Origin of the sequence: Streptomyces sp. NPDC091271 (genome assembly GCF_044757505.1) — a bacterium.
GTDB lineage: Bacteria > Actinomycetota > Actinomycetes > Streptomycetales > Streptomycetaceae > Streptomyces.
The window spans coordinates 560,155-582,557 of the sequence record NZ_JBIVVD010000005.1 but is presented as its reverse complement, the minus strand read 5'-3'; the positions used below and the strand labels follow the sequence as shown (position 1 = coordinate 582,557).

At 72.3% G+C, this 22,403-nt stretch carries 14 protein-coding genes and 2 pseudogenes; 8 read left to right on the top strand and 8 right to left on the bottom strand.

The window, feature by feature from the left end; translation table 11 throughout:
- Positions 1–111: 111 nt before the first annotated feature.
- Positions 112–987, bottom strand: coding sequence for an alpha/beta fold hydrolase (locus ACIQM3_RS23800; RefSeq protein WP_401627322.1), 876 nt, complete (start codon positions 985–987; stop codon positions 112–114).
- 108 nt (positions 988–1,095) lie between these two features.
- Between ACIQM3_RS23800 and ACIQM3_RS23795 the strand changes: the two genes are divergently transcribed.
- The 5 genes from ACIQM3_RS23795 to ACIQM3_RS23775 all read left to right on the top strand — a co-directional run bounded on the left by ACIQM3_RS23795 (position 1,096) and on the right by ACIQM3_RS23775 (position 5,541).
- A complete protein-coding gene (locus tag ACIQM3_RS23795; RefSeq protein WP_401627320.1) occupies positions 1,096–1,605 on the top strand; it encodes a CGNR zinc finger domain-containing protein in 510 nt (169 codons plus the stop codon).
- A 90-nt stretch (positions 1,606–1,695) separates the two neighbouring features.
- The gene (locus tag ACIQM3_RS23790) at positions 1,696–2,574 is read left to right on the top strand and encodes an alpha/beta fold hydrolase (RefSeq protein ID WP_401627319.1); all 879 of its coding nucleotides are present in this window, start codon (positions 1,696–1,698) and stop codon (positions 2,572–2,574) included.
- A gap of 49 nt (positions 2,575–2,623) precedes the next feature.
- Positions 2,624–4,294 carry a DUF262 domain-containing protein gene (locus ACIQM3_RS23785; protein ID WP_401627318.1) on the top strand — a complete coding sequence of 557 codons (1,671 nt, stop codon included), beginning with the start codon at positions 2,624–2,626 and terminating at the stop codon, positions 4,292–4,294.
- Between the two features lie 112 nt (positions 4,295–4,406).
- Positions 4,407–4,697 (top strand): hypothetical protein, encoded by a 291-nt coding sequence (locus tag ACIQM3_RS23780; RefSeq protein WP_401627455.1) that lies wholly within the window; start codon positions 4,407–4,409, stop codon positions 4,695–4,697.
- Between the two features lie 46 nt (positions 4,698–4,743).
- Positions 4,744–5,541 (top strand): alpha/beta hydrolase, encoded by a 798-nt coding sequence (locus ACIQM3_RS23775; protein WP_401627316.1) that lies wholly within the window; start codon positions 4,744–4,746, stop codon positions 5,539–5,541.
- Positions 5,542–5,908: 367 nt separating this feature from the next.
- Here the strand turns inward: ACIQM3_RS23775 and ACIQM3_RS23770 are convergent, their stop codons facing one another.
- Positions 5,909–6,895, bottom strand: a complete 987-nt coding sequence (locus tag ACIQM3_RS23770) for an alpha/beta fold hydrolase (RefSeq protein ID WP_401627314.1) — start codon at positions 6,893–6,895, stop codon at positions 5,909–5,911.
- A gap of 508 nt (positions 6,896–7,403) precedes the next feature.
- Here ACIQM3_RS23770 and ACIQM3_RS23765 point away from each other — a divergent pair.
- From ACIQM3_RS23765 to ACIQM3_RS23755, 3 genes and pseudogenes are all read left to right on the top strand, one after another.
- Positions 7,404–8,234: an alpha/beta fold hydrolase gene (locus ACIQM3_RS23765; RefSeq protein WP_401627312.1), complete on the top strand. Its 831-nt coding sequence runs from the start codon at positions 7,404–7,406 to the stop codon at positions 8,232–8,234.
- A gap of 417 nt (positions 8,235–8,651) precedes the next feature.
- Positions 8,652–8,850 (top strand): annotated as a pseudogene (locus ACIQM3_RS23760) (cupin domain-containing protein); the annotation flags it as partial.
- A gap of 59 nt (positions 8,851–8,909) precedes the next feature.
- Positions 8,910–9,113: pseudogene (locus ACIQM3_RS23755) on the top strand (saccharopine dehydrogenase); the annotation flags it as partial.
- 70 nt (positions 9,114–9,183) lie between these two features.
- Here ACIQM3_RS23755 and ACIQM3_RS23750 read toward each other — a convergent pair.
- From ACIQM3_RS23750 to ACIQM3_RS23725, 6 genes are all read right to left on the bottom strand, one after another.
- Positions 9,184–9,312 carry an SHOCT domain-containing protein gene (locus ACIQM3_RS23750; protein WP_401627311.1) on the bottom strand — a complete coding sequence of 43 codons (129 nt, stop codon included), beginning with the start codon at positions 9,310–9,312 and terminating at the stop codon, positions 9,184–9,186.
- Between the two features lie 137 nt (positions 9,313–9,449).
- Positions 9,450–11,324 carry a hypothetical protein gene (locus ACIQM3_RS23745; protein ID WP_401627309.1) on the bottom strand — a complete coding sequence of 625 codons (1,875 nt, stop codon included), beginning with the start codon at positions 11,322–11,324 and terminating at the stop codon, positions 9,450–9,452.
- The gene (locus ACIQM3_RS23740) at positions 11,321–15,097 is read right to left on the bottom strand and encodes a DUF5682 family protein (RefSeq protein WP_401627307.1); all 3,777 of its coding nucleotides are present in this window, start codon (positions 15,095–15,097) and stop codon (positions 11,321–11,323) included. The genes ACIQM3_RS23745 and ACIQM3_RS23740 overlap by 4 nt, the downstream gene beginning before the upstream one ends.
- A gap of 3 nt (positions 15,098–15,100) precedes the next feature.
- The gene (locus tag ACIQM3_RS23735) at positions 15,101–16,324 is read right to left on the bottom strand and encodes an AAA family ATPase (protein ID WP_401627305.1); all 1,224 of its coding nucleotides are present in this window, start codon (positions 16,322–16,324) and stop codon (positions 15,101–15,103) included.
- Positions 16,321–21,522 (bottom strand): hypothetical protein, encoded by a 5,202-nt coding sequence (locus ACIQM3_RS23730; protein WP_401627303.1) that lies wholly within the window; start codon positions 21,520–21,522, stop codon positions 16,321–16,323. Before ACIQM3_RS23730 ends, ACIQM3_RS23735 begins: the two co-directional genes overlap by 4 nt.
- Positions 21,519–22,379 carry a DUF4132 domain-containing protein gene (locus ACIQM3_RS23725; RefSeq protein ID WP_401627302.1) on the bottom strand — a complete coding sequence of 287 codons (861 nt, stop codon included), beginning with the start codon at positions 22,377–22,379 and terminating at the stop codon, positions 21,519–21,521. The genes ACIQM3_RS23730 and ACIQM3_RS23725 overlap by 4 nt, the downstream gene beginning before the upstream one ends.
- Positions 22,380–22,403 lie beyond the last annotated feature (24 nt).

Genomic DNA, 22,403 nt, shown 5'->3' with positions numbered 1-22,403 from the left:
GCGGCGGCCGATGCAGCCGTCATTGTGAGGTCAAGGACAGAATCACGCCCGGAATGACCCCTTTGCCCGTCTCTAATCTCCCAACGACCGGATAAGGCGGCGCGGCGTGGTTCACGTCGGCGGGACGGATGCGGTCAGGAAGCCGCGGATGTAGCCGGCCACGGTGTCCAGGTGACTTTCGAGCAGGAAGTGTCCACCTCCGGGAACCAGGCGGATCTCCGCGTCCGGCAGATCCCTCGCGAAGGCGCGCGCTCCGTCCGGGCCGAAGATCTCGTCGCCGGCACCCCAGACCGCGAGCAGAGGAACCTGGCGTTCCCGGAAGTAGGCGTGCACCTGTGGGTAGAGGGGCGGATTGGCGGCGTAGTCGCGGAACAGGGCGAGCTGCACCAGGTCGTTGCCCGGCCGGTTGACCTCGCGATGGTCGGCGGCCCAGGTGTCGGGGTCGACCAGCTCGGGCCGGTCCACTCCGTGCAGGTACTGCCAGCGGATGGCTTCGAGCGAGAGGGCGGACCGGACAGCGGGTTCGGTGAGGGGCCCCGGGTTCTCGCAGTACGCCCACACGGGCTTCCAGAAGTCCGGCACGAAGCCGTCCTCGTAGGCGTTGCCGTTCTGTGTGATCACCGCGGTGATGGCGTCCGGGGCCCGCAGGGCCAGGCGCCAGCCGATGGGTGCGCCGTAATCCTGGACGTACAAGGCGTAGCGGGTGACGCCGAGTTGGGTCAGCAGCGCTTCGGTGATGTCGGTCAGGGAGTCGAAGGTGTACGTGAACGCGTCCACCGGCGGGGCGTCGGAGTTGCCGAAGCCGAGATGGTCGGGGGCGATGACGTGGAATCGATCCGCCAGCGCCGGGATGAGGTGGCGGAACATGCGTGAGCTGGCGGGGAACCCGTGCAGGAGTACGAGTGTGGGCGCTTCGCGGGCTCCTGCCTCGCGGTAGAAGACGCGGTGTCCCCGCACCGTCGCGTGGCGATGGAGAATCTCGACCATGACTAACCCCTTACATCCAGCATGACGGTTACTTCTCGGCCTTCAGTAGACCGCCCTTGGGGTAACCTGTCAAATGGCTTGATGGAGTTAGTCGAGAAGGTGTGGCCCATGCTGGACGACCAGGCGCTGATGCAGGCCCTGAACAGCACCCCCGTCACGGATGGCCGGCGTCAGGATCTATGGCACGACGACCGCGAGATGGACAGGTGGGCGCAGGAGCACGGGGGGCTCGGCTGCGACGACGAGGAGCGCCGATGGCTGCGCACCGCCCGGGACGCGCTCCAGGAACTGGCGTCGGGCGCGTCGACGGAGCCCCGACTGCACCAGGTCCTCGACGGCGTCCGTAAAGTGCCGAAGGCCGGGGCGTCAGACATCGAGTGGCACCTGGAGGCGCCGCCGCAGCGCAGGCTGGCCGTGGAGCTCGTGCTCGCGTGGGCGGATGTCGAGGAGCGCATGCCCGGCCGCCTGCGGCCGTGCGAAAACGCTGAGTGCCGCCTGTTCCTTCTGGACCGCAGTCGCGCCAACACCGCACGGTGGTGCTCGATGAAGACCTGCGGGAACCGACTCAAAGCCCGTCGGCACCAGGCCCGGACGCGGGAGGACCCACGCCCCGAATGACACCGCCGGCGAGGCGGCGCCCTGCGCTACAGTGCAAACGAGACGATACGTCTCGGCTTTTCTGATGTTGCCTGTGGCAGGAGGAGCACCATGAACCACCACTCCATCGACGCGGCACCCGGTGTGCGCCTGTGGGCGGAGGAGCGAGGGCCCGCCGGAGCCCCTCCGCTCCTGCTGATCATGGGTGCACAGACGTCCGGCCTCGGCTGGCCGGACGACCTGGTGGAAGCACTCGCCGCGCACCATCGGGTGATCCGCTACGACCACCGTGACACCGGCCGGTCCACCTGGGCCTTCGACCAGCATCCGTACGCCGTCACCGACCTCGCCGAAGACGCGATCACGGTCCTGGACGGCGTGGGCGTCGACCGGGCCCACGTCGTGGGCATGTCCCTCGGTGGAATGCTCACCCAGTTGCTCGTCGCCGACCACCCGGACCGCCTGCTGAGCGCGACCCTGATCGGGACGTCCGCGCTCAGCACCAGCCCGTACGTGCGGCCGGACGGAACGCGCGTCCCACCCGAGGAACTCCCCGGCATCGCACCCCACGTGCTGGAGATCTGGTCCCGGCCGGCCGAGGAGCGCGGCCCGGAGGGCGAGCTCGACTCCCGGGTCGCACACTGGCGGGCACTTGCGGGCGACCAGCTCCCGTTCGCCCCGGAGAGCGCCCGCGCACTGGAACGGAGGATCATCGAACACACCGGCCACCACGCCTCCAGCACCGCGCACGCCCGCGCGGACACCTCCGGCATGCTGCGCACCGAGGAACTGGCGAGGACCGACGTGCCTACACTCGTGATCTCGGCCCCGGCGGAACCGGTCTTCCCTCCCCCGCACCCGCAGCATCTCGCCCAGGTGATCCGCGGGGCGCGCACGGTCGAGATCCCGGGCATGGGGCACGCACTCCCGCAAGAGGTCCTCACTCCGCTCACCGCCGCGATCCTGGAGCACACCGGGGTCCTGCACTAGACCGGCAAATCGCTGCGAAGCCGGTCTTTGGTGAGGAATCATGCTGATCATGGCTCAGCTCGAAGCGCGCGAAGTGCCGCTGCACAAAGTCTTCTGCAGCGATTACGACTTCCGAATCCCTGACTACCAGCGTCCTTACGCCTGGCAGACCGAACAGGCCCAGCAACTACTCGCCGACCTCGAGGAAGCTCTCCTCCGGGGCGACGGAGAACCCTACTTCCTCGGCTCCTTGGTACTCGTCAAGGACAGCCGCGCAGCAGATGCCGATGTCATCGACGGTCAGCAGCGGTTGACGACCTTGACCATCCTGCTGGCTGTCCTGCGCGATCTGGCTCGGCAACCCGATGTGGTGACCAACCTGGTGGCGATGATCGCCGAGCCCGGGAACACGGTTCTGGGCCTGAAGGCCAAACCGCGGCTCACTCTTCGTCCCCGGGACGCCGACTTCTTCCACCAGCACATTCAGACCTCCGATTCCATCAGGACACTCCTTGAGCTGAACCCCCACAACCTGAGGACCGATGCGCAGAGAGCCGTCCAGGCCAACGCGCGGGTTCTCTACACCACTTTGGCTTCCTGGACCGACGAACAGCGTCTAGCTCTGTGCAAGCTGATGGGTGTCCAGACCTTCCTCGTCGCGGTCAGCACTCCTGATCTGGACAGCGCTCACCGCATCTTCAGCGTGATGAATTCCCGAGGCCTCGACCTGTCGCCTGCCGACATCTTCAAGGCTCAGATCATCGGAGAGATCGAGGAGCAGGCCTCGGAGACCTACGCGAGACGGTGGGAAGACGCAGAGGAGAGCCTCGGCCGGGAGGAGTTCTCCGACCTGTTCTCCCATATCCGCATGATCTTCTCCGGCGAGCGGGCGCGACAGGAGCTGCTCAAGGAGTTCCAGGCGCAGGTTCTGTCCCACTACAAGGGAGGACGGGCCAAGGAGTTCGTGGACGAGGTGCTCGTTCCCTATGCCGAGGCGTCCGCGGTGATCCGCGACAGGACGTACGCGGCCGGGGACGGGTCGCCGCAGGTCAATGCGTGGTTCCGCAGACTGCTGCAGCTGGACAACAACGACTGGTGGCCGGCCGCGCTGTGGGCGCTTCGGTCCCATGGCGACGATCCCGTATGGCTGGGTTCGTTCTTCAGGCTGCTGGAGCGCCTGGCAGCGAGCATGTTCGTTCGGCGCATCTACACCACCCCCCGAGTGCTCCGTTTCGCCGAGCTGCTGACAGAACTCAACAAGGGACTCGGCCTGGAGGCCCCTGCCTTCCAGCTCACGGAGAGCGAGCGGACCGAGACTCTGGCCCGGCTCGACGGTGATGTCTACTACGAGCTGAGGACTCGCCGCTTCATCCTGCTTCGGCTGGACGAGCTGGTGGCCGAGGACGACATCGTGGCCACGTACGACGCACCGCGCATCACGGTCGAGCATGTACTTCCCCAGAACCCGGGGCTCGAGTCGCAATGGCGCGCGGACTTCACGGTGGACGAGCGCAAGCAGTGGACACACAGGCTGGCCAACCTGGTGCTGCTGAGCCGCACGAAGAACTCGCAGGTCCAGAACCTCGACTTCACCGCGAAGAAGGAGAGGTATCTCAGGCGGGGCGTCGTCGCCTTCCCCCTGACCACGCAGGTGCTGGGCCAGGACACCTGGACACCGGAACACCTGGAGAAGCGGCAGGCGGAACTGCTCGGGCTGCTGGCGGAGGAGTGGCGTCTGTAACTCCCCTGGAGCGGGCCCATTTTCGCGGCACTCCCGACCGGTCTGCCCCACTTGGTGCGGTAGGGCCCGCTCTTCCCCGCCCGGAACGGGCGTCCATACGGCCAGTGCGTCGATGACCCGGCCCAGGTCCCCACGGCAGCGGGCGGCCTGGGCACGGCAGGCACGGCCCCGGGCCGACGAGATCCGGGACATCGCCGCGCTCGACGAGCTCACTCCGGCGTACGAGCAGATCGCCCCGGCTCCCGACCTGCGGCTGTTCACGAAGGTGTCCGACGGTGACATGGCTGCGCTCGGCATCGACGAGGCCAGACGGTGCAGCCCGCGAAGCCCTGCCGTTCGCCTCGAACACCCGGGGGCCCCACGTCGGACTGCGGGTCCCCTGAATCCGGTACGGAGCGTGTAAAGGTGGAAAGGTGGTAAGAGAAGCCCGCTAAAGCGATAATTGCCGCATGACAGGCACACCTGACACTATCGTCCTGGTGCACGGCTTCTGGGTGACCCCGCGGAGCTGGGAAAGCTGGGTGGACTACTACCGGGCTAAAGGCTTCCAGGTACTCGCCCCGGCTTACCCCGGCTTCGAAGTCGAGGTCGAAGCGCTCAATGCGGACCCCGGCCCCATCGAGTCGCTCACTGTTCCTGCGATCATCTCGAAGCTCGAGGCCCTCATCGACGGGCTGGGTAAGCAGCCCATCATCATGGGGCACTCCGCTGGCGGTGTGTTCACTCAGATTCTGCTCGACCACGGATACGGCACCGCCGGGGTGGCCCTCAACTCGGCTCCCACAGAGGGAGTCGCCACCGTTCCGCTGTCCCAGGTGAAAGCGTCTTTCCCGGTCCTGAGGAACCCCGCCAACCGGCATAAGGCGGTCGGCCTCACCTACGACCAGTGGCGGTACGCATTCACCAACACCTTCCCCGAGGACGAGGCCCACTCCACGTACGAGCGCTACCACGTCCCCGCATCCGGTCGCGTCTTCTGGGGCAGCGCGCTGGCCAACATCCACCCAGGCCACGCCGACTCCTACGTCAACTACCACAACGACGACCGCGCACCGCTGCTGTTCATGTCAGGTGAGCACGACAACCTCATGCCGCCGAAGATCCAGCGATCGAACGCCAGGCACTACAAGTCGAGTACGGTCACCGAGACCGTCGAGTTCCCGGGACGATCCCACCTCATGCCTGCTCAACATGGCTGGCAAGAGATCGCCGATCAGGCCCTTGAGTGGGCGCTCGCACACCACTGACACGACGTCAACTGCGATAAGGCGCCCCCATCTGCCGCCTCAGCTGCTGCGGTCCACCTCCGCCCGAGAGGTCGCCTCGCGACCAGTGAAAGAGGCTGCGACAAGGAGAGCGACGTGCTCGAGCGGGAGCGGACCTGCCTGCTGTCGCGCGCCTGCTCTTTCGGTTCGCAGCGGAACCCTTTCCGCTGATGCAGTCCTGAAAATCCGCACACTTGCTGCCGACGCACGCCCGTCCGTCGCCGCGAGACATCGACGCGATCGCCACTGCGGGCCGGACAGTTCCACGTCGGCTGTTCCCCCGCGCCGGGACGGCGTGACACCACCGTCCCGGCATCACGTTCACGTTTGCTTCACGGTATGTGCTCTGTCAGGACTGTCGGGTGGAGCGCCGCGCGCGGATGAGCAGAGTGGCGCCGCCGGCGACGGCGAGCCCGGAGGCTCCTGCCACGGCGAACGCCGACGAGGAGGCGCCGGTCTTGGCGAGGCTGGGGTGTACGCCGTCGGCGGCCTGGAGAATCAACGAGGTGACGGCGTCCGGGTTGGTCTCCATGACGGCGTGCGGGGCGTCGACCTCCACCGTCGTGGAGCCGGCGCGCTTGGCCATGAAGCGCAGGTTTTCGGTGCCGATGGTGCGGTCGTCCGTGGCCACCAGGTACCAGGACGGGATGGTCTTCCAGGCTACGGCCTTGGTCGGTTCGGCACCGGAAACCGGTGTGGCGGGGCGTTGGGAAGCGGCCAGGACGTCTGCCCTGCTCCCCTCGACCCGGTTGCTCAAGAACACGTCGCTGAACTTCTCGGGCTTGATGTAGAGGTCGACGTCGGTGGGCCCTCCGCTCAGCGGCACGGCGTTCAGAGCCGTCGGCACGGGCGCCTGGGGGTCGTCGGTGAGGCGGCTGCCGGGGTACTTGGCCGCCAGCTGCAGCGCGCCTTCTCCCTTGTCGGGGGCGAACGCCGCGACGTAGACGAGGGACTTGACGTCGGGGTTACCTGCGGCAGCGTTGGTGATCACCGCGCCGCCGTACGAGTGGCCGACCAGGACGACAGGGCCCTTGATCGACTCGAGTCGGGCGGCCAGGTAGGCGGAGTCGCCTGACAGGCTCCGCAGCGGATTGGCAGTGGCGACGACCGGATAGCCCTGGGCCTGCAGGCTCTCGGAGATCTCGTCCCAGCCGGAGGCGTCGGCCCAGGCTCCGTGCACCAGCACGATCGTAGGCTTCGCGCTTTCGTCGGCCTCGGTGGAGCCACCGCCGCTCTCGGAGGCCGCGGACGGGCCGGCGGCTATGAGGGCAGCCGCTGGGACGATCACCGCGAGCGGGAGGATACGTCGGGTTCGGGCGCGCGCTATTCGCTTCATGTCCACTTCCCTGCAGAGGGGGCTGATTGCTGACGACCCTGCCTTCGGGGGGCGTGGAGCACAGCCGGGGAGGGCCGGCTGGGTGAGCAGGGGGCGGCAAGTGGGTTACAAGCGGTGACGGGTGTAAATGCCGTGAAACCGGCATTTACGTCCGCGGGCAAGGGGGAAAGGCCCGCGCGGCGCGCGTTCGGCCCGGCACGGGGGGTGTTTCGTCGGGCTTCAGGCAGTGGCCATGATGGCAGAGATACAGAAGGGGAGCTTGAACTTGTCGCGCCTCGACGCACACGCGATCCAGCCGGCGGGCGCGTCTTCGAGCAGGTCATCACATTCTCCGGCGGCACGTCGTTCACCCGGCTGCATGAAATGAGAGTTAGGCCACAAACAGGTATGTTTGGGGCAAGTCGCAACTCGGTTGGACCCTCCGTGGGCTGTGCCCACGTTGCGGACTGCCCATTGCGTGGAGAGGCCCACAGGGGTCACCGCATCGGCATCTGAGCGGAGGAAAGCCGTGGGAACGGTCACTGCACAGGACGGCACCAGCATCTACTACAAGGACTGGGGGCCTCGCGACGCCCAGCCCATCGTGTTCCATCACGGTTGGCCTCTCAGCGGCGACGACTGGGACAACCAGATGCTCTTCTTCCTCGAGCACGGTTACCGCGTCATCGCCCACGACAGGCGTGGCCACGGGCGCTCCAGCCAGAGCGCGACCGGACATGAGATGGACACCTATGCGGCCGATGTGGCGGTGATGACCGACGCGTTGGACCTGCGCGACGCCATCCACATCGGCCACTCGACCGGCGGCGGCGAGGTCACACGGTACGTGGCCCGCGCCAAGGCGGGACGGGTGGCCAAGGCCGTACTGGTGGGCGCGGTTCCGCCTGTCATGGTCAAGTCGGACTCCAACCCGGGCGGCCTGCCCATCGAGGTCTTCGACGGTTTCCGGGCCTCGCTCGTCGCCAACCGTGCCCAGTTCTACATCGACGTGCCGGCGGGCCCGTTCTACGGCTACAACCGTCCGGGCGCCGAGGTCTCCCAGGGCGTGATCGACAACTGGTGGCGTCAGGGTATGCGGGGCGCAGCCCTGGCCCACTACCTCTGCATCAAGGCCTTCTCGGAGACGGACTTCACCGAGGATCTGAAGCAGATCGAGGTGCCCGTCCTCGTGGCCCACGGCACGGACGACCAGATCGTCCCCTACGACGACTCGGCCCCGCTGTCGTCCAAGCTGCTGCGCAACGGCAGGCTGAAGAGCTACGAGGGCCTCCCCCACGGGATGCTGACGACGCACCCTGACGTCGTGAACCCCGACCTCCTGGCATTCGTCAAGGAGTAATAGGCAGTCAGACCCCGGCCGGCCACGGGCACTCCCCTCGGCCGGACTCTGATAAACAGGCCTCTGCGACGCCTGTCGCGGCTGGCGCGAGCGCACCGCACCGGCCTCGGGCCAGGCCCGACGGCTTTGACGGGAGCCAGAGCGGTCGTGGGATTCCGTTCCGACGTGGCCCTGTGCGGCTGCGTGTCGACCCGGAGTTCGAGGCTTCGGCCACGCGGACCTATTGGATGCCCTGGATGGCCTGCCTGGCCGCCGACGGGCCTTGTCCCCGTGCGTGCTGCCAGCCGCGGGATGGCGCAGCGTCCGTGCCTCCATACTGCGACGATACCCATCCGGTATCAGCGTTTCGTAATGAGCCTTGGACAGCACGGGCTCCCGGTCGGGGAATCGAGCATGAACGACGAAGAAAACACCAGTGCGCCGCGGCCCTTCGCCAACATCACCGACCAGCCGGCCGTCGTGCTGAGCACGTTCACACCGGCCCTGTACGTGCAGTACTTCCGGGACCTGCGGGACATGGTGGCCGGCGGCCAGGACCTGACCTCACAGGCGAGCATCGACGATGAGCCGATACGCCACCGCACCCGCCACCGGTCTTCCCCCGACGGCGGGCTGACTGGACCGAGGCCGATCAGACACACATCGCCTACGGACTGAATCACTGGCACCCCACCACGCTCGGGTGACACCGAACGCCGTGCCGTAGCCCGCGGCCAGGACATCTACGCGGTCACCGCGCCCCTCGTGGTGGAAGCGCTCGACCGCGTACTTACAGGCCGGACCCACGCGGCCGGTGTCGCATCAGCAGGAGGGATCTTCGACGCACCCGACTTCCTCCGCGCCCTCTCCCCGCACATAACCCTGGAGCTGCGTCCGTAGCGAGGCGGACTCGGACGTCGCCCGCAGCTCCAGCTGGTCGGGGCCGGCCTCCCCGACAGGCAGCCCGGGCTCAGGCGAGAACCTTGGCCTTCGCCCTCTCGTACTCCTCCGGGTTCAGATCCCCGTTCCGTTTCATCTCGGCGAGCTTGGCCAGCTCCTCCACATGCTCGCTGCCGCCCGGCCCGGCGGCCTTCCTCACGTACGAACGGAACGCCTTCTCCTGCTCTTTCGCGTTGAGATGCGGTGCCCGCCGGAAGACGGCCGAGCACGGCCGACCGGGCCCGAGGGCCCGGCTGCGCGCTGCCAAGGCGGCCTTCACCCTGCTGGCCGCCGGCCTCACCTGAGCCCGCGGGCCGGACCCGTGCCCTGCACCGGTTCCCAGCCTGCTGCGCACAGGGACTCGGCCACAGCAGCCGTGTAACGGGCGGCGGCGAGCCAGTAGGTGGCGAAGCCGTCGGTGTCGGCGGGGAGGAGGCGGCCGAAGAGGTCGCGATCGCGTCGGGCCGCCGAGGCGCACAGGGCGGTGAGGAGTCCGGCGGCCGTGGGGAGGCCCGCGCGGCGGATGCGGCGGGTCTCGGCGGCGATGTCGCCCAGCATGCCGAGGGCTGCGCGGCCCGCCGGGACCGTCTGTTCGACCCGGCGCTCCAGGAGGTACAGGGGGGAGTGCGCTCCGGACCCTCCGGGCTGGGGCGGGGCGGGGTGCACGGGGGCAGCCGGGTCCGGGAGGTCGGCTCGGCGCAGCCGGTCGAGGCCGAGGTCGATCGTGCCCTCGCCGGTGGGGTGCGAGCAGGCGAGGAGGGTGAGCCGGGGGTGGAGGGCGGGCACCATGCGGCCGATGATCCGCAGCCGTGTCCCCGGCGCCGCTGCCAGCAGCATCAGGTTGTCGCGGTGGGCCAGCGCGGGGTCGTCGTCGGCGACGGTGAGCCGGACGTGGATGCCTCCCTCGCACAGCGCGAGCAGGCAGGTACCACCCGACTCCCTTACCGCGCCGAGGAGTTCGACGTCCAGGAACAGCAGGTCGCTGCCGCCGCCGTCCGGGTCCGCGTAGCGGGAGGTGGACCGCAGGGCGCGGGCGGCCTGTTCGGACGCCGGCGTCTCCCACAGGGTGGCGAGCGGCGGCTCCGTCCACGCCGCACCCCGGGCGGTGACGGCCTTGACGCCCTTCCCGGCGCCCAGTCTGCCGTCCGGTGAGACCGTCGCCCCCGAGACCGCCAGGCCGGACCGGCCCAGCTCCCGGTGGGTGAGAGCGCTGTCCCCCAGGCGCACGGCCCGGTCGGCCACTCCGAGGGCGCGCCCGACTCCCCCGGGTGCCACGTCGCCGACAGTGAAGAGACGGCCGTCGGCCCCTGCGACCCAGGTTCGGACGCCGCCGTGCCCCGAGTCGGTGACCACGGGCTCGGTGAACAGGCCGTACAGGCGCAGCGAGCCGTCCGGGCTGTACGGACGGCGTGCGCGGCCTCTGACGGCGGCCAGCTCCGCCCCGGACGCCACCCCCACTCGGTGTGCGGTGCCCAGGAGTTCGGCAAGGGCGGTGACGAGGTCGGCGGTCCGGTAGGACGGGTCCCCGGCGCGGGCCGCGCGCAGCAGCGTGACGACGGACAGCGCGGCGCCCGCGGCGCGCGGCAGGTGCCGGAGCCGGGCGGTGTGCGCGGCGCGGAGGAGGACCGACTGGGTGACGGCCCCTGCCCCGTCGACGCCGGCCTCCAGCACGGCGGCGCCCGCCGACCACAGGGCGTCGGCCGCTCGACGCTGCGCCGGGCTCGCCACCTCGGGCGAGGATGCGGAGTCCGGGGCGGGGGCGGGGTCCGTCGCGGAGGCGGGGTCCGTCGCGGAGGCGGGGTCCGTCGCGGAGGCGGGGTCCGTCGCGGAGGCGGGGGCGGGGGACGCCTGGGCGGGCTCATCGGCGGGCTCCGGCGCCGGGTCCGCCGTGGGGGCGGCGCAGGCGGCGGCCGCGCGGTGGACGCATGCCGGGGCGAGGAGGCAACCGCAGGTGATGGCGTCCGCGGTCGCCACCACTCCGCCCGGGGCGTACAGGCACAACTCGGTCTCGTCGTCGACCGCGATCGTCACCGTGTCCCCGTCGCGGTGGGTCGGGCGGGCTCCGAGCTTGGTGACCGCCGCGTCCAGCCGCTTGCGCAGCCGGGGCGAGAGGCCCTCCACGAGCGTGGCCGTGACCTCCGGTGCGACGGATGGCAACCGGTCGGCGTTCATGCGGTCTTCTCCCCTATCCAGCGGGCCAGTTCGAGTGGGCTGAGGGCCGCCACGGGCATGCCGGCGGCCACGAGCTGCCCGGCGACGCCCGTCGAGTAGCGGGGCCGGCCCGCGTCGTCGAGACTCGCGCACCCGAGGACGTGGCAGCCGGTGTTCACCAGAGCCCGCACCTCGGTCAGCAGTCCGCCGAGCGGCGCGCCCTCCTCGAAGTCGCTGATGACGACGACGAGGGTGCGGGTGGGCACCTCGATCAGGCTGCGGGCGTGCCGCAACCCGGCGGCGATGTGCGTGCCCCCGCCCACGCTCACCTCCAGCAGGAGGGAGAGGGGATCGTGCACATGGCCGGTGAGGTCGACGACCTCCGTGGAGAAGGCCAGGAAATGGGTGCTCAAGGTCGGCACCCCGGCGAGCACGGAGGCGGTCAGCGCGGACCAGATCGTGGACGCCTCCATGGATCCGGAGACGTCGGTGACCAGGATCAGGCGCCAGTCGGCCGACCGGCGGGCACGGCTGCGGAACACCGGTTTCTCGGGGATCACCTGGACCGTTCCGTCGGCTGTCCGGCGTGCGGTGGCGAGGTTGGCGCGCAGCGTGCGCGGCAGGTCCAGCCGGCCGCCGGGGCGGCGGGTGGGCCGGGCCGACATCGTGCCGGTGAGGGCGGGCCGCAGCCGGGTGGCGAGCTGCCGGGTCAGTTCGTCGACCAGGTGGCGGACCAGGGGCCGGAGCGCCGCCAGGCGGGCTTCGGGGAGGCCGCCGGCGTACCGCAGGATCGTGCGGAGCAGTTCCACGGAGGGGGTGGCGGCCGCCGGGTCGAATTCGGTGAGGACGTCCTGCCGCCCTGTCATGGCTGCGGCGGCGAGGACCTCCTCGCGGACGCCGGGACCGAACAGCGCGGCCAGCTCCTCGGACCACTCGCGGACGCCGGGGAACGACGGCTCCCGGCCACCGCCACCGCGACCGGGGCCGGGGCCGGGCAGACCACCGCGGGAACCCTCGCCGTGTCCCGCGCCGTAGAGCTCGTCCAGAGCGGTCGCCAGGCGGGCGGCGCCGGACGGCAGTTGATCGGGACGCCGGCCGAGAACGAGCCGCCACCGGTCGGCGGGCGCCATGGTCCGCGCGGGGGTGGCCCCGGTGGGGGGTGCGACGGTGGGGGGTGCGACGGTGGGGTGGCTGGACAGCGGTGGGAACCGGTCGTCGTGCGCGGGGGTCGGGACGGGCAGGCCGAGGCCGGTAAGGAGTTCACGGGCCGCGAGGTCGGCGGCCGTTCGGCGGGCCTGCTCGGCCGGATCGTCCGCGTCGAGGGTGTCCACCCGTTCGCCCAGCCGCTCCTCGACGGTGTCCAGCAGCCGGTCCCGGGCGGCCGGGCTCAGCGTGTCGAAGCCACCGCGCAGGGCGGGCAGCCGGGCCAGGAACTCGGTGTCGTCCAGCTCGACGACCCGGTGCAGCAGCGGGTCCAGGGCGCCGGGGCCGACGGTCAGGAGCGGGCCCGCCACGGTGAGGACGCCGGTGAGGCGCGCGGTGAGCGCGGTCCGGGAGGCGCTGTCCGCGGCTCCGTCCACCCAGGAGGCGACGCGCCCCCCGAAGGTCTCGGCCTCTTCGTGGCCCGTGAGCACCCTGACTCCACCGGCGGCTGCGGCGATCAACGGGGTGCCGTCCGCGGCCAGCCGGGCGAGGGCGTCGGTGAGCCGGATACCGCCCACCCGGTCGGCCCGCTGGGCCAGTTCGAGCAGCGCCCGGGCGTCCTCGGGCTCCTCGGAGCCGGTCAGACCGTCGACCTGGCGGACCGCAGCCGAGGTCAGGAGTTCGGCCGCGCGCGCGGAGTCGGCGGCACGGGCGGTGGCGGTGGCGTCCGGTGCCGAGGGGTCGTCGGGCGCGGCCAGGCCCGGCAGGTGGCCGGCGTCGATGCGATCCAGCAGGTCGAGTCCGGTGAGGAGTTCGGGAAGGGTGCCGCTCGCGGGGAGTACGGCCGCGAGTTCCGTCAGCCGTTCGTCGGCCAGGGCGGGGAGCCCGCACCCGGCGGCCTCCGTGAGTCCGCGGACGACCTGGGCCGCCGTCGGGCCGCCCTCAGCCCGCTCGGCCGCGTGCCGCTGCCGCAGCACGCCCTCGGCCGCCTGGGCCGAGGTGACGCCGCGGGCCCCCGCCGCGGTGAGCATCGCGGCCGTCGCCGGGGTCCACCGCACCTGCCAGCGCGTGGTGAGCCCTTCCGTGCCCGCCGCACCGGTCACCCCCTGCTCCTGCGCGTAAGGGATGCCGCACACCGTCAGCCTGCGCAGCAGCAGTTCGCGACGCCGGTCCAGGGCGGAGCGGGCCGGGTCGAGCCGGAGGTCGCGCGGTGTCTTCTCGTGCGCGTCCTCCGGGCCGGGGAGGGAGAGCGCCGCGGTCTCGGCCTCGACGGCGGGGCCCAGTCCGCTGCGCGGAGTGGCGGGCGCGGGCCGTCCGGTGCGGGCTCCGACGAGTACGCGTTCGAGGGCCTGGGCGACGGCGCGGCCCGTCCCGTAGGTCTCGCCGCGCCCCAGCACCGTCTGCACGGCTTCCAGGAGTTCACCGCGGCCGGGGGCGGGCAGGTCGCGCAGGCGGGCCAGGTCCCCGGCCACCCGGACGACCTCCCGGCCGTCCGCCGGGCCGTAGGGGTGGCCCTGTTCGCGCAGGGCGGCGCAGACCCGGACCGCGGTGCGGATCAGCGCCTCGTGGAGCGCCGCCGGGTCCCCGGCGGCGTCCAGGACGGTGTGCTGCCACTCCGGGTCCCGGATGCCGGCCGGGTAGCCGGACCGTGAGTCGAGCAGCGGGTAGGTGTACGGGACCAGGGAGACCGTGCACGCCGCCGTCCCGGCAGCGCCGTCGTCGACGTGGCCGTCCGCGCCCGGCCCGGGCGCGGCACCGGACGCGCCGGATGCGTCGGGTGCGGGGCCTCGGGCGGCGGTCGGCAGCAGCGCCGGGGTGTGGAAGGCTCCCACCACCACGGCGGGCCGACGACCGCTCGCCAGGGCCTCGGCGACATGTCCGCGCATGCATGCCTCGCGCGCCAGGTCCGTGCCGTGCACCCCGCCGCGCGCCTCGGCCTCGTGCCGCAGCGCCCAGCCGGTGAGCAGGGCGGCACGGCGGAGCGCCTCGGGTGTCGACCCGGGCGCGAGGGCCTCCACCAGCCGGTCCCACAGGTCGTCGCCGTCCCGGCCGGTGAGCCGGGACCGGAGCGCGGCGGACAACCCGTGTCCCTCCCCCGGCACGGGCGCGGAGTCGGCGCCCGGGACAGGGGCGGGGGTTTCCGGGCCGCCCCCCGCCCATGCGCGGTCGGCCAGCGGCAGATCGCAGGCCACAGCCGGGACACCGTTTCTCGCCGCCCAGCGCAGAGCGACCAGTTCGGGCGAGAAGTCCGCGAACGGGTAGAAGGCCGGGCCCCGTTCGCCTGCCGAGCCGGGCCCGCCGGCGGGCACGGCGGCCAGCGCCACCGGGGCCGCGGTCTCCTCGTGGGCGAGCCAGCCCAGCCAGGGCTGGAACTCGGCGGGCAGCTCGACGAGGAGGACGTCGGGTGCCGCCGCGTCCAGAAGTGCCGGGAGGGCGGCCGCCAGTGAGGGCGCGTGGTGGCGCACCCCGATAAGGAACGGAGACCCGGGTCCGGTCGCCGCGAGGGCCGCCACCGCGGTTTCCGGGGTGGCGGCCCCGGCCGCCGGGCCCGGCGCCGGAGAAGCGGCCGGCGCACCGGCGGTGGGCGGCACCTCGGCGGTGGACCGCGCCTCGGCGGTGGACCGCGTATCGGGGGTCGTCGACTCTCTCATCCGTCAGTTCTCCAGCACCGCGCGCAGGTCCCAAAGGGCGCGCCAGGTGGCCGACCCCTGCTCCGCGCGCCTGCGCACCGGCCCGTCCCAGTACCCCAGCAACCGTGCCGCGTCGGCGGGGTCGTCCTTCCGGACGACGCCGAGCAGATGCCCGGGCAGGAGGGAGAGCACGTCCCGGTCGCCAGGGAAGTAGGCGGCGGCCAGGCCCATGGAGCCCGCGACCGAGACCGCCTCGGCCGTGCTCATCACCGTGGAGGGGCGCTCGACCTCCCAGCCCTCGCCGGAGCGGCCCTCGCGCAGGTCCCGGAAGGCCGTGACGAGGGCTTCGAGGACCGCGTCGTCCACCTGGTAGGCGGCGCCCACGCGTTCGACGGCTGCCCGCGACTGGCGCCGGACGAGCGCGGTCTCGGCGTCCACGTCCCCGATGGGGCCCACCGTCTCGAAGTTGAAGCGCCGCTTCAGTGCTGCGGACATCTCCGAGACGCCCTTGTCCCGCAGGTTGGCGGTGGCGATGAGCGTGAACCCTGGGGCCGCGTGCATCTGGGCGCCCTCGCCGCCCGCGAGTTCGGGGACCGCGATCCGCCGCTCGGAGAGCAGTGACACGAGGGCGTCCTGGACCTCCGGCAGACAGCGGGTGACCTCCTCGACTCGGGCGACGGCGCCCCGGGTCATGGCGGCGAGTACCGGGGAGGGCACCAGGGCCTGCTCGGTGGGGCCCTGGGCGAGCAGCAGTGCGTAGTTCCAGCCGTACTTGAGCTGGTCCTCGGTGGTGCCCGCGGTGCCCTGCACGGTGAGCGCGCTGGTCCCGCAGACGGCAGCCGACAGCAGCTCGGAGAGCATGGACTTGGCGGTGCCGGGTTCGCCCACGAGGAGAAGTCCGCGCTCTCCGGCAAGGGTGACCACGCACCGTTCGACCAGGGCGCGCTCGCCGACGAACTTCTGCTCGATCACCAGGCGGCGCGGCACCCCGTCTCCGGGCCGGGCGTCCTTCGGCAGGCTGAGTGCCTCGCCCGCGCTGCCCATCACGAAGGTGACGACGGCGCGCGGGGTGAGCAGCCAGCCGGGCGGGCGGGGCCCGGAGTCGTGGGCGGCGAGGAAGGCCAGCTCGGTGGCGTACCGGTCCTCGGGCGGCGTGATCTGGCGGTGCTCCCGGCCGGACGCCGTCGCCTGGTCCGGGACTCCGCCCGTGGTGGTGCTGTCCATGGTGGTCGTGGTGTCGTTCGTCATCGGCGGCGGCCCTTCCGGGTTGCGCGGGTGTCCAGTTCTTCGAAGGCGGGGGCGTCGCCGCCCCGGGTCCGCGCCCAGGCGGCTGCGAACAGCGCGGGCACGGGGAGGTGGGGCAGGGTCCGGGGGGACCCCGCCAGGGGGTACAGACGTTCCTTCCAGGTCTCCATCGGCAGCCCGGGGGCGCCGCGTTCGAGCCAGCCGCAAGGGAGGAACAGGGTGCGGCCGGCGCGGGAGCGCTTCGCCTCGACGACGAGGTCGGTGGCGGCGAGTTCCGCCCGGGCCTTCTTGACCCGTGCCGGTTTCCACTCGGTCCAGCGGACGCAGTTGCGGTCCGTCGGGTCGGGCAGGGCGAGCAGCATCAGGTAGAGGGCGGCGGCGTCCGCGCTCAGCCCGAGGGCGTCGGCAGCCTCGGCCACCAGGTCCGGCACCGCACGCGTCGGGTCCTGGGCCGGGTGGCGCGGGGAGCCGTCGGGGGCGCCCGCCGAGGCCAACGCGTCGGTCTCCTCGCTCAGCAGTGCGCGCAGGGCCAGCAGATCGCCGGTGATGTGGCTGTGGACGGTGCCCTCGACGAGGCCGAACGCAGGGTCGTCGGGGCCTGCCAGGCCGGCCGGGCGAATCAGCAGCCGCTCGTTGTCCCCGTGGATGGGGGCGAGGAGCAGCGCCGTGCCGACCCGGACCAGACCATCGGGGCCGGCGCCGCCGGAGTCGGGGAGCCCGTGGGCGGCGCGGACCACGGGGCCGATCGAGCCCCCCGATTCGGTCCAGTCCAGACCGAAGTCCAGCACCAGGTCGGGGTCGGCGAGCCGGCCACGCAGGGCCGCGAGGCCGACGGGCAGGTGCGCCCGCAGGGGGTGCCCGTACGGCAACGTGTAGGCGAGGGTGCGCAAGGCGGTGAGAGCCGAGAAGACCGCACCACGTGCGCTCACCCGGCGCAGGCCCGGACGCCCGGTGCCGTCCTGGACGTCGGTGCCGTGGGCGAGCCAGGTCCGGGAGCCCGCGTTGAGGATCAGGTCGACGGCGCCGGTGGTGGTGCCCGACAGGTCGAGGTCCAGCTCCTCGGGGACGCGGACGAGGGTGGCCAGGCGCTCCTGCCAGACCGCCGCGGCGGCCCGGACGTCGGGGCCCGTCGACCACAGTTCGGCCGGGTCCGCGGGCAGCAGAGCCTGGAGCACGGCATGCAGGTCGTCGCGGGGCAGCGCGTCCAGTCTGGCACGGGCCTCGTCGAAGGCACGTGTCTTCATCCCGAGCAGCGCGAGCACTTCGGCACCGGGCTCCTCGACGGCCGCCGCCAGCAGGGCGGCGGCCTGGAGGGGGCCGATCCCGGTGGCCGTGTGGAACGCCTCGACGGCCTCCGGGCGCCAGGGTGCCGGGCCCTGCTCCCGCACCAGGGCGGTGAGCCGGGTGAGGCGGTCGCGGGCGACGCCCTGCCGGTGAACGTGCTCGTGGTCCAGGGTGAAGCCGGGGACGGGGCCGAAGGCGCCGGTCGGGTCGTGGTCCAGGGCGAGCCAGCGGGTCGCGTCGTTCCGGGTGTTCCGGCCGCGGTGAGCGATGACCACGACGGTGCGGGCGCCCTTGCGCAGCACCTGGCCGAGCCGGTGCACGGCCTCGGGACGTCCCGGTCCGGCTGTCCCTCCGACGAACGGCTCGACGAGCTCCACCTGCCGGACGGTGCCCGCCGGGTCGGCCAGCGGGCCGGCGCCGAGGGTTTCCAGCAGCACGAGAAGACCGGTGCGGTGCTCGGGCGACGTCGTCGCCGAGGCGGCCCGGTAGGCCAGTTCGGGCAGCTTGTCGAGAAGGGAGGTCCAGGCCGAGGCATCGCCGGGCACGGTGCACTCGTCCCGCTGCCAGCCCTCCGCAGAGGTGAACGGGACCTTGGACGGTATGGGCGGGCCGAACGCGGCTTCGCCGCCGAGGACATGGTTGACGGCGAGGATCTGCCGGATCACGGTCCACCGGAGCCCACCTCCCCACCAGCTGCCGTGCATCCTCTCGGAGCCCCAGGCGGAGGCGTTCCGCAGCGTCATGTCGTCGCCGTGCTCGGGCTCGTGGTCGAAGAACATGCCCTGGGTGCGTGCGGTGTTCCGGGGGGTGGCCGGCTGCGCGGGCTGGGGCGGTTCCAGATACCGGAGGATTGCGACAGCCCGGTCCACGGCGTTCCGGATGATCGCGGTGACGCCGGCGAGGAACCGTGCGTCGGACACCTCGGGCAGCACCCGGGCGACAGCCTCCTCGCTCAGTTCCCGCGCCGAGGGTCCGGTGTACTCCTCGACGGCCCGAGATGCCTCCATGTGCTGGGCGACCGCGTCGACGACCTCCTTGAGCAGCTCGTCCGCACGGGAGTCCGTCATGTCGCGCAGGGCGGCGGAGCCCCGCTCGTCCCTCGGGCGCAGGGCGTGCCAGTAGGCGACGGGAGGCAGGTAGGGGGTGCCCGCCGCGTTGTTCCCGCCGGAGGAACCGGGGGTGACGGACCACAGGCTGCCACCGGTGCCGTCCGTGTCCGCCGGGTGCGCCTCGACGGAGCGGTGGCGCAGGGCCATGACCGGCCGTGACCCGCCAGGCAGGGTGAGCGCGCCGAGCGGCACCGGGGAGCCGCCGTCGGGCAACGGGTGCGGCAGGGTGACCGTGTGGCCGTCGGGGGTGCCGGTGACGGTCCGGTTCCCGTCGGCGGGGGCGGCCGTGCCGGGGTCGTCCACGGTGCGGCGCACCCAGCGGCCGAGGACCGTGCCGTCCGTGCCGAACGGGGTGGTCTCCAGACCGGGCTGGAGGGGCAGTACCTGACAGTGCTCGGTGAGCAGCCGGGTGCCGTCCCGCACCCCGGAGCGGAGGAAGGCGGGGAGGGAGGCGCGGCCGTGTGTGCCGCTGCCCGGGTCGTACTCCAGCCACACCCGCTGCGTGCCCTGGTGGCCTTCCCGCCAGTGTCCGGTGCCGTCGGAGATGAGGGCGCGCTGGGGCGGCAGGGAGGTGTCGCCCGCGTGCAGGGCCTTGCCGCCGGTGGCGCGGCCGCCACCGGGCAGCGGCAGGGAGACCTCGTCCGAGGGGCCGGAGCCGCCCCAGCGGGGGATCTGCTCGCCGCCGACGGTGAACACCTCGGCGGGGCGGTGCGACCAGTAGCCGCGCTGCTTGCCTTCCTCCCACCAGATGACCAGCAACTCGCCGTCGACGTACCGGAAGGCGAGCGTCCGCCAGTGGTCGACGGTGGCGGGCAGCCGCAGGGTGTGCCGCAGCAGAACGCCGTCCGGGCCGATGACGACGGCCCGTTCGAGCGTGTTGAGGATCAGCGCGGGCCAGGCGCCGGTGACGCCGACGCCCTCCGAGCGCCGGTGCCGCGGACCCGCGGCGGCGGCTTCGGCGGCCTCGGCGGCCAGTTCGGCGTAGGCCTCGTCCAGTGCGGACCAGCCAAGTTCGTCGAGGACGCCGGTGCGCAGCGTGGAAGCGAGCAGCGGCACGACGTCGTGGCTCTTGAGGAGCCGCACGGCCTCCGGGGCGACATCCGCGGCCACGGCGCGGAACGCCGAGAGCCTGTTGAGAGCGGTGTGCAGCCCGGGGAGCCCTCGCGCGCCCGTGTACTCCTCGGCGCGGGCGGTCAGCCACTCCCGCAGGATTTCGGAGAGCACCGGGTGCGCGGCCAGCTTCGCCATGCCGGCGTCGCCCAGGCCCTGGCCGTTCCGTCCGCCGAGGCCGCCGACGTTCCGGCTCAGCAGGGCGCGGAAGACCGGCTGTCCGGCGACGGCGGTGAGGTCCCTCGCGCCGGACGTGGTGTCGGTGATCCACGGGCCCAAGGAGACGCCGAGGGGCTGTGCGCCCGTGCCCTGGTCGGCCGGCTCGGTGACAGGGACGCCGGAGGCCAGGCAGAGATCGAGGAGGTCCAGATCGGCCGTGCGCTGCCAGCGGCCCTGGAACAGGTCGACGGGGCGCCCGTCGGCGCGCAGCCGGTCCGCCATCCGTGCGGCGAGGTCGAGGGTCTGCGGGCTACGGTCCGGGGCGACCCGGTTGCGCCGGCGGTGGGCCTCCCAGCGGGCGAGCCAGTCCGCCGGGGAGACGGACGGGTCGGAGGGGGCGAGAGAGCCGGAAGGAGCGTGGCCGGAGGTGTCCGGGAGGGCGGTCAGCAGGTCCTCGGCGCCGGATTCGGCCAGCAACGCGAGCCAGCCGGACTCGCCGTCCGTGTCCCGGCCGCTCTCGCTGAAGGTCTCCGGGAAGAAGCCGAGGAGCCTCACCCGCACGGCCGCGTCCCGCCGGGCGAGGGCGATGAGCGCGGAGCGGTAGGCGACCCAGAACGAGGCGGGGGCGCGGACGATCCCCGGGGAGCCGATCAGATCGGCCACCAGGTCGCGTTCGGCGGCATCACGGTCCAGCCCGGCGGCCTTGACCAGCGCGCGTACGTCCTGCGGCAGCGCCGCGTACGGCGGCATGCCGGCCGCGCAGCGCTCGACCAGCAGACGGCGGAACTGCGCCCAGGCGTCCGCCGGTGCGAGCCGGGCCACCAGGTCCCGCACGTACTGCCGCAGCGCCTTGACCGTCAGCGCGCCGGCGAAGGCGAACTCCAGGAAGACGGCCCGCTGCCGGTCCTCGTCCACGACCAGCCCGTGCACCCGCTCGGCCTCGCGGGCCTTGCCGAAGAAGGAGGCGGCGTAGGTGGTGTTCTCCGCCTGGAGGAAGAGGCGTGCCACCTGCTCGTAGTAGGTGGGGAGGAAGTGGGGCACGGCCCGGCCGAGCCGGGTTCCGAGCGCGTCGAAGCCGTCCTTGGCGGCCCCCGCGCGGGTCTTGGCCTGCCGGCCCAGCCGCTCGATGTCCTTGACCAGGGCCAGGGCGTGGTGCCCGTTGGCCGGGTCGTTGACCAGGGCCCAGGCCGGGAAGCCAAGCGTCTCGCGGCGCACGTGGCCCACGACGGGGGCCTCGGCGGTCCGGGCCAGTCCGAGGAACTCCAGGGCCAGGTCCTCGGCTTCGCCGAGGGTGCCGGGCACGAGCCGGACCACCGGGCGGTCGCCGAGGGCGTGGTGGGTGTAGGTGCGGGTTGTCAGCGTGTCGGCGTCGTCCCCGCCGGTCGTCCCCTCCGGGAGGATCGCGCCGGCGTCCAGCAGGGCCGCCGCGCGGGCCTCGGCGACGGAGCTGGAGGTGCCTTCGTCCCGGGTCTGGGTGGGAACGGACGCCGTGCCCGCGGCCGCCGTGTTCGTGTCGGTGTTCGTCGTCGTGGTGCTCATGCCGCCCGCTCCTCGTCCTCCACGTCGCGGCCGGCGTGGAGCGCCGCCGCCATGCGCATGCCCTCGGACCATGCGACGGGGCCGACCTCGGCTGCCGTCAGCGCGCGCCCCGCAGGGTCGGTCCAGCCCAGGGGGCCCGTCTCGGTGTCGTACTCGCCGTATCCGTCGTGCTCGCCGATCCAGATGCGCGCCTCGGCCGTGGCGCCGTCCTCCACGACCGGGCAGACCGCGTATCCGCCGCGCGACCGGTAGCCGAGCTGGGTGACGCGCCCGTGCAGGAAGCGCAGTTCCTTGAAGACCCCGCCGGCGTAGGTGTCCACGGAGGTGGTGTCCGGGGCGAGGCCCGGCGGGCGGCGCCACACCTCGCGGAACAACTGCTCCACGTTCTGGCTCACCCCCAGTTCGACCGCGAACTCCCGCAGGTCGTCGAGATCGTCGAGGAGGACGGGGTGGGGCACGCTGACGACGTCCGGGGTGATGCGGACCGTGTCGCCGTCCAGGTCGACGAGGCCGAGACCGCGGTCGGGGTCGACATCGCGCAGGAACCCGGCGATCCCGCCGTCCGCGCCGGTGACCACCACGTCCCGCAGGGCCGCCTGCCACGCCGGGTCGGGCCAGACCCGGGCGAGCGCGGCCGTGGGAACGGGCAACGAACGCACCATCCACTGCTCGACGTCGGTCAGGCACCGGCTTTCGTGCCGCTCCAGCCACTCGGTCAACTGCCGGAGTCCGACGACCGCCGGGTCGTCCTTCAATTTGGCCGGAACGGACTTCAGCCGTCGGCCCTTCCCGTTGCGGCAGACCACTTTGCCCGCCTCCAGGGCGACTTCGTAGTCGCCCGCCGGAACCCACCCCATGCGCTGTTCTCCCCCTTGTACGGA